This window comes from Streptomyces sp. DH10 (assembly GCF_029813805.1).
GTDB lineage: Bacteria > Actinomycetota > Actinomycetes > Streptomycetales > Streptomycetaceae > Streptomyces > Streptomyces coeruleofuscus.
The window spans coordinates 496,164-508,354 of the sequence record NZ_JARVKU010000003.1 but is presented as its reverse complement, the minus strand read 5'-3'; the positions used below and the strand labels follow the sequence as shown (position 1 = coordinate 508,354).

The 12,191-nt window shown below is 72.8% G+C and carries 9 protein-coding genes; 3 read left to right on the top strand and 6 right to left on the bottom strand.

The features are described 5' to 3' along the window. Positions 1–15: 15 nt before the first annotated feature. Positions 16–663: a leucine efflux protein LeuE gene (leuE, locus tag QC385_RS09260; RefSeq protein ID WP_279540753.1), complete on the bottom strand. Its 648-nt coding sequence runs from the start codon at positions 661–663 to the stop codon at positions 16–18. Between the two features lie 33 nt (positions 664–696). Further along, positions 697–2,277, bottom strand: a complete 1,581-nt coding sequence (locus tag QC385_RS09255; protein ID WP_279540752.1) for an acyl-CoA mutase large subunit family protein — start codon at positions 2,275–2,277, stop codon at positions 697–699. Between the two features lie 146 nt (positions 2,278–2,423). Here QC385_RS09255 and QC385_RS09250 point away from each other — a divergent pair, with 146 nt between their 5' ends. Beyond that, complete coding sequence (locus QC385_RS09250; RefSeq protein ID WP_279540812.1) at positions 2,424–3,275, top strand: L,D-transpeptidase family protein; 852 nt, start codon at positions 2,424–2,426, stop codon at positions 3,273–3,275. A gap of 157 nt (positions 3,276–3,432) precedes the next feature. Here QC385_RS09250 and QC385_RS09245 read toward each other — a convergent pair whose 3' ends face one another. The 4 genes from QC385_RS09245 to QC385_RS09230 form a co-directional block, all read right to left on the bottom strand. After that, a complete protein-coding gene (locus QC385_RS09245; RefSeq protein WP_279540751.1) occupies positions 3,433–4,506 on the bottom strand; it encodes a hypothetical protein in 1,074 nt (357 codons plus the stop codon). Next, the gene (locus tag QC385_RS09240; RefSeq protein WP_279540750.1) at positions 4,506–5,180 is read right to left on the bottom strand and encodes an RNA polymerase sigma factor; all 675 of its coding nucleotides are present in this window, start codon (positions 5,178–5,180) and stop codon (positions 4,506–4,508) included. The genes QC385_RS09245 and QC385_RS09240 overlap by 1 nt, the downstream gene beginning before the upstream one ends. Positions 5,181–5,779: 599 nt before the next feature. Beyond that, on the bottom strand, positions 5,780–6,748 hold the full coding sequence (locus tag QC385_RS09235; RefSeq protein WP_279540749.1) for a hypothetical protein: 969 nt from the start codon (positions 6,746–6,748) through the stop codon (positions 5,780–5,782). A gap of 216 nt (positions 6,749–6,964) precedes the next feature. Further along, entirely contained in the window at positions 6,965–7,582 is a 618-nt protein-coding gene (locus QC385_RS09230; RefSeq protein ID WP_150482658.1) for an RNA polymerase sigma factor, read from the bottom strand. Between the two features lie 400 nt (positions 7,583–7,982). Here QC385_RS09230 and QC385_RS09225 point away from each other — a divergent pair, with 400 nt between their 5' ends. Beyond that, positions 7,983–10,571, top strand: coding sequence for an FG-GAP-like repeat-containing protein (locus QC385_RS09225; RefSeq protein WP_279540748.1), 2,589 nt, complete (start codon positions 7,983–7,985; stop codon positions 10,569–10,571). A 179-nt stretch (positions 10,572–10,750) separates the two neighbouring features. Beyond that, entirely contained in the window at positions 10,751–12,121 is a 1,371-nt protein-coding gene (locus tag QC385_RS09220) for a peptidoglycan recognition protein family protein (RefSeq protein ID WP_279540747.1), read from the top strand. Positions 12,122–12,191 lie beyond the last annotated feature (70 nt).

Below are 12,191 nucleotides of genomic sequence, written 5' to 3'. Positions count from 1 at the left end.
CCGGACACCCCCTGGTCACGCGCTCGCGAGGGACAACTTCACCGCGAACCCGAGGAACAGCGCGCCCGCCGCCGAGGTCGCCCCCGCCGACAGACGCCTCCGGCGGCGGAAGGCGGCGGCCAGCCTGGTGCCGCCGAATATCAGCGCGCTGAGGTAGAGCACGCTGGCGAGCTGGGCGAAGGCTCCGAGGACGACGAAGGACAGGGCGGGATGGGCGTACCCGGGGTCGACGAACTGCACGAAGAAGGCGACGAAGAAGAGGATCGCCTTGGGGTTCAGCAGACTGACCACGAAGGCACGGCGGAAGGGGCGCTCCCCGGCGGGCGCGGAAGCCTCCGCACCGGCGGGCCGCTCCGCACGCGTCCGCCACATGCCCCAGGCGGCCCGCAGCATGCCCACGGCAAGCCACGCCAGATAGCCGGCCCCCACGTACTTCACGATTCCGAACAGCACGGCGTTGGCCTGCAACAGGGACGCGACCCCGGCCGCCGACAGCGTCATCAGCACGGTGTCCCCGCACCACACCCCGGTCGCGGCGGTGTACCCGGCACGCACACCGCGCCGGGCGGCGACGGACAGGACGTACAGGGAGTTGGGACCGGGCAGCAGAACGATCAGGACGAGGCCCGCCAGGTAGGTGGGCAGGTCGATGACACCGAACATGGAAGGGAGTGTCGCACGGGCGCGGCGGGAGGATCAGAACGCGTCGCTCGGGACGTACGTCCCCCACACCTCCCGCAGGGCGTTGCACACCTCGCCGACCGTGGCACGGGCCCGCAGCGCGTCCTTCATCGGGTACAGGACGTTGTCCTCGCCCTCGGCGGCCTTCTTCAGGGCGGCCAGGGCGGCGTCGACCGCCGGCTGGTCGCGCTCGGCGCGGAGCCTCGCGAGGCGTTCCGCCTGCTGGGCCTCGATCGCCGGATCCACCCGCAGGGGCTCGTACGGCTCCTCCTCGTCGAGCTGGAAGCGGTTGACGCCGACGACGACCCGCTCGCCGGAGTCGGTCTGCTGGGCGATGCGGTAGGCGCTGCGCTCGATCTCGTTCTTCTGGAACCCGCGCTCGATGGCTTCCACCGCACCGCCCAGCTCCTCGACCTTGGCCATCAGCTCGACGGCCGCGGCCTCCACGTCGTCCGTCATCCGCTCGACGACGTAGGAGCCCGCGAAGGGGTCGACGGTCGCCGTCACGTCCGTCTCGTGGGCGAGGACCTGCTGGGTACGCAGGGCCAGGCGCGCGGACTTGTCCGTGGGCAGCGCGATCGCCTCGTCGAAGGAGTTGGTGTGCAGGGACTGGGTGCCGCCCAGGACCGCCGCAAGGGCCTGGACCGAGACGCGGACCAGGTTCACCTCCGGCTGCTGGGCCGTCAGCTGGACGCCCGCCGTCTGCGTGTGGAAGCGCAGCATCAGCGACTTGGGGTTCTCCGCACCGAACTCCTCCTTCATCACCCGCGCCCAGATCCGGCGCGCGGCACGGAACTTGGCGACCTCCTCCAGGAGCGTCGTACGGGCGACGAAGAAGAAGGACAGGCGGGGCGCGAAGTCGTCGACGTCCATGCCGGCCGCGACCGCCGTGCGGACGTACTCGATGGCGTTGGCGAGGGTGAAGGCGATCTCCTGCACCGGGCTCGCGCCCGCCTCGGCCATGTGGTAGCCGGAGATCGAGATGGTGTTCCACTTCGGGATCTCGGTCTGGCAGTACTTGAAGATGTCGGCGATCAGGCGCAGCGAGGGCTTCGGCGGGAAGATGTACGTCCCGCGCGCGATGTACTCCTTCAGGACGTCGTTCTGGACCGTGCCGGTGAGCCGGCCGGCATCGACGCCCTGCTCCTCCGCGAGCAGCTGGTAGAGGAGCAGCAGCAGGGCCGCGGGGGCGTTGATCGTCATCGACGTCGAGACCTGGTCCAGCGGGATGCCGCCGAACAGCGCCCGCATGTCGTCGATCGAGTCGACGGCGACGCCCACCCTGCCGACCTCGCCGTGCGCGAGCGGGGCGTCGGAGTCGTGGCCCATCTGGGTGGGCAGGTCGAAGGCGACCGACAGGCCCGTCGTGCCGTGGGCGATCAGCTGCCGGTAGCGGGCGTTGGACTCGGTGGCCGTGCCGAAGCCCGCGTACTGGCGCATCGTCCAGGGCCGGCCGGTGTACATGGTCGGGTACACGCCACGGGTGAAGGGATACGCCCCCGGCTCCCCCAGCTTCCGTGCCGGGTCCCAGCCGCGCAGGTCGTCCGGCCCGTAGACCGGTTCGATGGGCAGTCCGGACTCCGACTCGCGCGCCATGGTCTGATGCCTCCAGCAGGACGGACTGTAGGGACCTCGCTCACCACCATGCCCCCTGGTTCGCGAAGGGTCACCCCGGGGGAACATCTCAGGTGACATCCGGGCACACCGGTGAGACGACGGAGGGCCGTGTGCGTACCACGGGCATGGGGAGAGCAGCGATCGCAGTGGCAGTCGCCGGGGCGGCCGTGCTGGCCGGCTGTACCGTGCAGGCTCCCGACGGCGACGGGAAGCGCCGCTCACCGGTGCACATCGAGTTACCCGGCGACACCCCGTCCCCGGACCCCACCCCCGACGACGACGGCGGACCGAGCACCGATCCCGCCCCGCCCGGCGACGACAAGCCGGGCGCCGCACCCGCCCCGTCCCGCGTGCTGTGGTCCCGCGGCGACACCGGCCGGGACGTCCGCGAGCTCCAGGCCCGGCTGCGGCAGGTCGCGTGGCTCTTCGACGGGCCGACCGGGACGTACGACGAGTCGACGGAGCGGGCGGTCAGCGGCTTCCAGGGCAAACGGGGGCTGCCGCGCACCGGACGGACCGACACCGTCACCTGGCAGCGGCTGCGGGGCATGACCCGCGAGCCGGGCACCTGGGACCTGTACCTGATGGGCGGCCAGCCGGCCGATCCGCCGGACCCGCGCTGCACGACCGGGCGGGTGCTGTGCATCGACAAGACCAGCAGGACGCTGCGCTGGATGATCGACGGCCGGACCGTGTCGACGATGGCGGTCCGCTTCGGCTCGAAGGGCACACCGACCCGGGAGGGTGTGTTCTCCGTCTACTGGAAGTCCCGCGACCACGTGTCGACGCTCTACGACTCGCCCATGCCCTACGCGATGTTCTTCAGCGGCGGCCAGGCCGTGCACTACTCGCCCGACTTCGCGGCCCGGGGCTACGCGGGGGGCTCGCACGGCTGCGTCAACGTACGGGACGAGGGGGCGATCGCGGAGCTGTACGCGCAGGTCCGCGACGGCGACAAGGTCGTCGTGTCCTGGTGAGGACGCGGAAAGGGAGTTGGGGCGCGGGCGGGACCGGGGGAACGTGTCCCGCCCGCGCTCAGGTGCACGAGCCGTAGGTACGGGGGGAACCCCGGCTCTGTGCGACGGCCGATGACCAGTCGGCTCACTCATTACTGCGCCGGGGCGGCCGAAAACGTCACACCCTCGGCGAGGAGATTTTCACGGAGTACGAAACCGCAGGTCGCAGGGGTGCGAGAGACCTCGTGGACCGGCCGCGGTCCGCGGCGGCGGTGTCGCCGTCCTGCCGGCCGACGCGCTTGCCGGCCCGCTTGTCGGCGTGCTTCCCGGCCTTCCGCTCGGCCTTCTTCCCGTCCTCGTCCCGCTTCCGGTCCTGCTTTCCGGACCGGTCCTCGCGGTGGCGCCGGTCCGTGTCCTCGTCGTGCCGCTCTCCCGAGCGGCCGCCGGACCCGGACAGCACGCCCTTGCAGTACTTCCAGACCCGGGAGCCGCCCGCCGCGTCCCGCAGGGCGCGCCTGCGGTCGGCGTCCAGCCGCTTTCCGTCGCGGAGGTCGCGGCAGGCGGAAGCGATCTTCCCGCGGCTGTCGCCGGGGTGGTCTCCCCCGTCGCCGGAGCCGGGTTTCTGAGCAGGGTCGTCGCCCGCCGCGTCCCGTCCGGGGTCATCGGTGCCGCCCGTCGAGCCGCCGCTCGGGGTGTCGTCGGGCGTGGCACCGCCCTGCCCGGCGTCGCTCGGCGAGGGCGACACCAGCGGGCGCTCGTGCGGAGTGGCGGCGGCCGAGACCGAGGAGCCGGGGTGGGGGTCGTCGTTGCCGAACGGTGCCTTCAGGGCTCCGGTTCCGGCCGCGACGGCGGCACCGCCGGCCATGCCCACGGCCAGCACGGCGGCCAGGGCGAGGCGCGCGGGGCGAGCCCGGCGCGGCCGCCGGACGTCGCCGGAGCCGCTGCCGCGCGGGGTCGCGATCCGGACCAGCCCGGCGTCGGCGACTTCGCCGCGAGCCTGTGCGCCGCCGGCCGCGGGGGCCGCTCCGGTGTCGGCGCGTTCCGCGCGCGCCTTGCGGAAGGCGGCCATCGCCGCGGCCTCACCGGGGAGTTCCTCGCTGGTCAGCAGGGGTGAGGCGGAGAGCGCGCGGAGCGCTGCGGCGAGCCGTTCGGCCTCGTCCGGCGCGGCACCGTCGACAGCTTCGAGTGGCTCTCCGCTCAGCAAACGCTCCGCCGTTTCACGGTCCAGCCACCAGTACTGCTCGTCGGCCATCACACATCCTTCTGCGTCCGCGCGACGCTTTGCGTCACACGTGCGGACGCCATGGCACCGCCGCGCGGTTCTCGCTGCGGCGGCAGAGCGTCGAGCACCCCGGCCGATTCCGGATCGGCCTCCGGGTCGTCGCCGAGCAGTTCGGCGAGCCGCTTCAGGCCCCGGTGGGCCGCCGTACGGACGGCGCCCGGACGCTTGCCCAGGGTCTCCGCGGCGGTCTTCGCGTCGAGCCCCACGACCACGCGCAGCACGACCGCCTCGGCCTGGTCCTGCGGCAGCCGGGATATCAGGGAGAACGTGCCGTCGGTGGCGAGTGCCTCGATGGCCTCGTCGGCGGTGTCGGACTCGGCGGCCCGGCCGGTCAGTTCCGTCTCGTCGCCGCCGATCGCGGGGCGGCGCCCGCGCATGCGTATGTGGTCCAGCGCGCGGTTGCGGGCGATACGGGCGGCCCAGCCGCGGAAGCGGTCCGCGTCACCGGCGAACCGCTCCAGGTCCCGGGCGATCTGCAACCAGGCCTCGGACGTCACGTCCTCGGCGTCGGGGTCGCCGACCAGCGTCCGTACGTACCCGAGCAGCCGCGGATGCACGGTCCGGTACACAGTCCGGAAAGCGGTCTCGTCTCCGTCCTGTGCCGCTCGTACCGCGGCGGTCAGCTCCGCGTCGTCCCCCAGCACCGCGCGCCCTTCTGCGCCTGAGCCCTCGCCGCTTGCGCGGACCGGGTTCTCGCCGTCGTGGTTCCTCGATTGATGGTTGCGGTAACAGGACCGCAGCTCGTTGCGGTCACAAGACCGCAGGTTGTTGCGGTGGTCTTGGTGCCCCCGCGCTGGCGCGAAAGGCACGTTACGACCTGAAACCACTCCCCGTCCATGTCCGTCCAGGATGCAACTAAGCCGTGACACGGTGGGGTGTGACAGAAAACGCAGCCCGGGCGCTGTAGGTAGTACGGGCCGCCGCGCGGCCCGTACCGCGCGACGGCCGGGGCCTCTCCTGTGGGGGGTGGCGGCCTCGGCCGTCTCCGCGCATCGCCCGGGCTGCCCACCGTCAGCCTGTGGGCGCCTTCGAAGCGGCACTTCCCGCACTGGTCCATGGTGCGGTCCGATGAGTGCTGTCTCACACCGGCATCAGCGGCGCAGCGCTGCGGCGGATGACAGATGAGACGGGACACGCTGTAGCCGCTCACGTGCCCGTACGGCGAAGTGTTCGCGTCGGGCAGGCCTGAGCGGTGCCGCCGGGCGCCGACTCGTGACGCTCCGGCTCCTGTTGGCGAATTCCGCTACGGACGGCGGTCATCGGGCTGGGCGGGCCTGCCCTGGTCCCCGGACGGGGCACCGTCGGCGGCGCCGTCCCCGCCGCTGCGCGCGGCACCCGAGCCGCTGTCCGCGTTGCCCGTGCCGGTGTCCGCGTTGCCTGCGCCGTTGTCCGCGTTGCCTGCGCCGTTGTCCGCGTTGCCCGACGTGCCCGAGCGGTCGCCGGCGCCGGTGGAGCCGGGAGCTTCCGCGCTCTGCTCCGGTTTCGCGGTGCTGCCGGGCTTCGCCTCCGCCCGGGCCAGTTGCTCGGCGCAGTACGCGGTGACGTTCCTCTCACCGCCCGCCGCCTCGACGAGGCGCTTCCAGGCCGTCGCCTCCATGGCCTTGCCCCGGCCGTCGACCTGCTCGTAGGCGCGGCAGCGGGCCTCGGTGTCCCGGGCGGGGGCGGGGCGGTCCGGGCGCGCGGACGCGGAACCGGTCGCGGAACCGGGCGACGTGCCGGTGGGCTCGCCCGCCGAGGTGCCGGGGGCACGCGTGGGGACGGGCGAACGACCGCGGTCGTCGGCGCCGTCCGTGGATCCCACCGAGCCGATCGCCGCGACCGCGACCCCGCCCAGCGTGAGACTGGCGAGCAGCACGGAGAGCGTGGTCTTCAGCGAACGTCCCGGATGCCGGCGCTCCCTGGGGCGCCAGTCGTCCCGGCGGCGGCTGCGGGCCCGGTGGGCGCCGGCGTCCCGGGCGGCCAGGAAGGCGGCCACGGCCCGCTGCTCGGCCTCGGCGTCGATCCGGTCCCGGATGAGGGCGGCCACGAGCAGCGCCTCCAGCTCGGCTTCGTCCAGGACGCGACGGGAGCCGAGGCTGTCGAGGCCGGCCGTCCCGCGGTGGCCGGGCAGCCGGCCGTCGGCGTCCCGCGCCGCCCGGTGGCCGTACGCGGAACCCCCAGGGTGCACACGCCGGCGGCCCGGGAACCCGCCGTCGCTCTGATGTTCACCCATGTTCTGTTCCGTCCCTGCTCGATCCACACGTCCCGCGATGCCCGCCGGGTCCGTACGACCCGTATGACCTGTACTGCCCGTACGGCCCGTATGACCCGTACGACCCGACCGGTCCGGCCGACCGGCCCGGCGTTCCGGTTCCGATCCATACGTCCCGCTCGTCCGCCCTGTTCAGGGCACCGGACCCGGAGGTTCCGCCCGACCCGCCGTCATCCTTCATTTCGACTCCCCCAGCGTCCGGGGAGCCTCATCCGTCACACCTTCGGCGCCCAGCCGGGTGGCGAGGCGCTTCAGGCCCCGGTACGCGGCCGTCCGCACGGCACCCGGCCGCTTGCCGAGCACGCGGGCGGCGGCCGGCCCGTCCAGCCCCACCACGACGCGGAGCAGCACGGCCTCGGCCTGGTCCTGCGGCAGGCCCCTGACCAGCCGCAGGGCCTGCTCGGTGGACATGGCCTCCAGCGCCTGGTCGTGCGTGCTGTGCGGCCCGGGCAGGTCCAGGACGTCCTGCTCCAGCGCGGACGACCTCGGCCGTACGCGCTGGCGGCGCAGATGATCCAGCGCCCGGTGCCGGGCGATGGTCGCCGTCCAGCCGCGGAACCCGGCCCCGTCGCCCTTGAACCGCCCCAGGTCCCGGGCGATCTCCAGCCAGGCGTCGGATGCCACGTCCTCCGCGTCCTCCCCGACCAGGCCGCGCAGATAACCGAGCAGTCCGGGCTGCACGATCCGGTAGGCGACCGCGAAGGCCGCCTCGTCACCGTCCTGGGCCCGCGCGACGGCCGCGCCCAGTTCCCCGTCGCGCGGCTGCTCGCGCCGGGGCTCCCCTCGCTGGCCCAAAAACCGTCCTCGTCCGTACCGGGTTCGCGACGGGTGCACTCCGGCCGGGACATCCCGGATGCCCGGCATGCCCTGCCCAGTGCGCCCGCACCGCGGGGAACGCGTCCGTGCCACGCCCTCCACGATCATCAGCGCCGGGCTCCGGAGAAGTGTCACAGCAGGCGGGTTTCCCCGGGTCCTTCGAACTACGGCAGCGGCACAGCCGAGTGATGTTTGGCCACAGATGTGCGCTGCGTAAGTGGCACCTGTGTGACAGCAGTTGCCAATGTGTCCAGTTCTAGGGGTGGGGTAGTTGAGTCCTCGCAGCACGCGTGCGTACAAACCGCTCGGTCTGAAGAGACGGGTGTGGCTGACCGTCGGTGCCGTCGTCCTGAGCGGAGCAGGGATCGTCACTTATGCGATGGCCGATCCGCCCGGTGGTGCCGACGGTGGGTCCCAGAGCCGCAAACCGGCCGTCCACACCGTGAAGCTCAAGGACAAGGGCTTGGGGCGCAAGGGCCTAGCCAAGCAGGACACCGACCGGTTCAGCGCGGTGCTCGTGACCTGGGACGACCCCGACGCTCTGGTACGGGGCACGGCGGAGGTGCGGACCCGGGATCTTCAGAGCGGGCGCTGGTCCGGCTGGCAGAAGCTGTCGGCCGAACCGGGCCAGGCCGACGGCGCGGAGGGCGAGCGGGCCGCGCTGCGCGGTGGCACCGAGTCCCTCTGGACCGGCGACGCGGACGGCGTCGAGGTACGCGTCGTGAACGCGGACGGCACGGAGGCGGGCGGCCAGCCCGCCGGCATGGACGTGAAGCTCCTCGACCCGGGCACCGACCCGAAGGGCGGCATGCGGCCCGCGGCCTACGCCGAGGAGACCGCCTCCCCGACCGCGGAGCCGCCGGTGCCCACCGATTCCCCGACGGACACGGCCACGCCGACCGAGACGGCCACTCCCACCGAGACGGCCTCGCCGACCGGCACCCCCGGCGACACGGCGTCCCCGTCGGCGCCCGCCTCCCCGTCCCCGACGGCCTCCCCCTCCCCGACCCCCACGGTCCCCGCGCCCCGCCCCTCCACGGTCGTCGCGCCGCCGATCATCACGCAGGCCGAGTGGGGAGCTTCCACGGACTACGACGGCACTCCGGCCTACGGCACCGAGATCAAGGCCGCCGTCGTCCACCACACCGGCATGGACAGCGACAACACCCTGTCCTGCGCCCAGTCCCGCGCCCGGCTGCGTTCCATCCAGCAGGAGCACTTCGCGCGCGGCTACTACGACCTCGGCTACAACTTCCTCGTCGACAAGTGCGGCCAGATCTTCGAGGGCCGCAGCGGCGGCATGGACCTGCCGGTCACCGGGGCCCACGACGTCGGCTTCAACACCGACACCGTCGGCATCTCGTACATCGGCAACTTCGAGAAGGCCCGGCCGAGCCGAGCCGCGCTCGACGCCATCTCCCGGCTGGTGGCCTGGAAGTTCGGGATGTACGGCATCGACCCGGCGGGCAAGGTGACGCTCACCTCCGGCAGCGCGGCCGGCCAGGACGGCAACAAGGTCGCCAAAGGCACCTCGATCACCCTGCCCCGGGTCTTCGGCCACCGGGACACCAACGCCACCGCCTGCCCCGGCGCGAACCTCTACTCCCAGCTCTCCCGGATCGCCCAGGTCGCCAAGACCCCGGGCATCTCGCACGCCCTCGCCACCTCCGACTACAACCGGGACGGCGTCACCGACCTGGTCGCGGGCACGCCCCCGGCCCTGAGCGGCGGCACCGTCTCCGTCGTCCCGGGCGGGATCGACGGCCCGGTCACCGCCGTTAAGGTGACGCTCAGCCAGAGCAGCCCCGGCGTCCCCGGCTCCCACGAATCCGGTGACGGCTTCGGCACGTCCACCGCGTGGGGCGACGTCAACGGCGACGGCCACGCCGACCTCGCGATCGGCGCACCCGGCGAGGACGACACCAGCGGCCACGCCGACCGCGGCGCGGTCACGGTGATGTACGGCCCCTCCCTCGACTCCGGCTTCTCCTACACCACGTCAGGGGTCACCTCCACGGGCGCCAGGCTCGGCTCCACGGTCGCCGTCGGCGACTTCAACGGCGACGGCAAGGCCGACGTCTTCTCCGCCGGCACCGGCAAGGGCGGCAACTGGAACGCCCGGCTGACCGGCGGCGCCACTCAGTACGGCACCCTCACCACGGCCACGGGCGCCGTCTCCTACCTCGACGCCGCGACCGGCGACTTCAACCGGGACGGCTACGCGGACCTCGCCCTCAACTACCGCGACACCGGCGGCATCGGCCGGGTCGTCCGCTTCGCGGGCTCGGCGACCGGTCTGGCCAAGGCGGGCGTCATCTCCGTCAAGGGCGGTCGCTCCCTCGCGGCCGGTGACGTCAACGGCAACGGCTACGACGACATCGTCATCGGCCAGCCGGTCGCGTCCGAGTCGGGCGGATCCAGCGCCGGCCAGGTCACCATGCTCCTGGGCACCTCCACCGGATTCACGACGACCGGCATGAAGGTCGTCCACCAGGACACGGCGTACGTGCCCGGCGGCAACGAGTCCGGCGACTCCTTCGGCAGTTCCGTCTCGGCCGGCGACTACAACGCCGACGGCTACGCGGACGCACTCGTGGGCGTCCCGAACGAGGACTGGTCGCGCGACGGTGTGAACCGCGTCAACGCGGGCAACGCCGTCCTGCTGAAGGGCACGTCCTCGGGACTCACCGGATCCGGCTCGATCGGCATCTCGCAGGACACCTCCGGCGTCCCCGGGGTCTCCGAGAGCGAGGACACCTTCGGCTCGGCGGTGTCGCTGACGGACCTGTCCGGTTACGGCCGGGCGGACCTGACGTTCGGCGCGGCGGGCGAGGACGGCACGGACGGCATCCTGCTGTACCTGCCGAGCAACAGCACCGGCCTCGGCTACGCCGACTCCGTCGTCTTCAGCAAGTCCACGCTGGGCACCCCGACGGACGCCCGCCTGGGCCAGACGCTGACGCCGTGACAAGTCGTCAGTCCACCTGAGAACAGGGGCCCCGCGCACTGCGCGGGGCCCCTGTCGTTGCCGGCGGGCCCGTCCTCCGTTCGCCGGATTTCTCCGGGCGGGCGAACGGACGGCCCGGCGGGCGGGAATGACGTTCACGACATCACGCCGTCCCCAAGAGGACCGGAATCGAGCCCCGAATGACACGCCTCCTGCTGCACACCGCCGTCGCCACCGCCCTGGCCGCCGGCGCGCTCGGCCTCACCCAACCCGCCCGGGCCTCCTCCGACGGTGTGCACACCGTCCGGGTGCCGGACGGCGACCCGCACGAGCGGTCCCTCGCCCCGCGCACCACCGAGCCGTTCAGCATGATCGGTGTCACCTGGGACGACCCGGACGCGGCCCTGGACGGCACCGCACAGGTGCGCACCCGCTCCCGCGAGAGCGGCGAATGGAGCGCGTGGCGCCCACTCGACACCGACGTCCGTACGCCCGAGACCGGACCCGACCGCCTCCGTGCCGGGGTCCGCGGCGGCACCCAGCCGCTGTGGACCGGGCCCTCGGACGGCGTCCAGGTGCGGGTGTCGGGCGCGCGGCTGCCCGAGGGGCTGCGCGTCGAACTGGTCGACCCGGACGGCGGGCCGGACGCCGTGCGCACCACGGTCGTCGAACCGGACGTCGACGAACCGGACGTCGACGAACCGGACGTCGACGAACCGGACGTCGACGAACCGGACGTCGACGAACCGGACGTCGACGAACCGGACGTCGACGAAGTGGACGTCGACGAAGTGGACGTCGACGAAGCGGACGTCGATGAAGCGGACGTCGATGAACCGGACGTGGACGAACCGGATGTCGTTGAACCAGCTGCCGTCGAACCGGCCGCCGGTGGGCCCAGCGCCCAGCGTCCCGCCGTCACGTCGCGTTCCGGCTGGGGCGCCGACGAGTCCCTGGTGAAGGACCCGCCCACCTACACCACCAACACCCAGGCGATGTTCGTCCACCACACCGCGGGTACCAACGACTACTCCTGCGCCGAGTCGGCGTCCGTCGTGCGCGGCGTGTTCCTCTACCACGTGCGCAGCAACGGCTGGAACGACATCGGCTACCACTTCCTCGTCGACAAGTGCGGCACGGTCTTCGAGGGGCGTGCGGGCGGCATCGACAAGCCCGTCCTCGGCGCGCACACCTACGGCTTCAACGCCGGCACCAGCAGCATCTCGGTGCTCGGCGACTACAACAAGACGACCGCGAACACCGCGGTGCGCGAGTCGGTCGCCAAGGTCGCGGCCTGGAAGCTCGGCCTGTACGGCATCGACCCGACCGGGACGGTGGTGCTGACCGCCGGTGCCGACAACGGCAAGTACAAGGCGGGCCAGAAGGCCACGCTGCCCCGCATCTCCGGCCACCGCGACGGCTATCCGACCGAGTGCCCCGGCCAGCACCTCTACGACGACCTGCCCGAGATCCGCACCCTCGCCGGGAAGGCCGCCAAGCCCGAAGAGCCGGCCCCGGATCCCACCGCTCCGGGAACCGAGGACGACACCACGGTGACGCTCGCACGCTGACGCCCGAGCCGGGCCCGGCAATCGCCGACACCAGTGCCAGGACGCGGCAATCGCTGACGCCAGCGCCGGG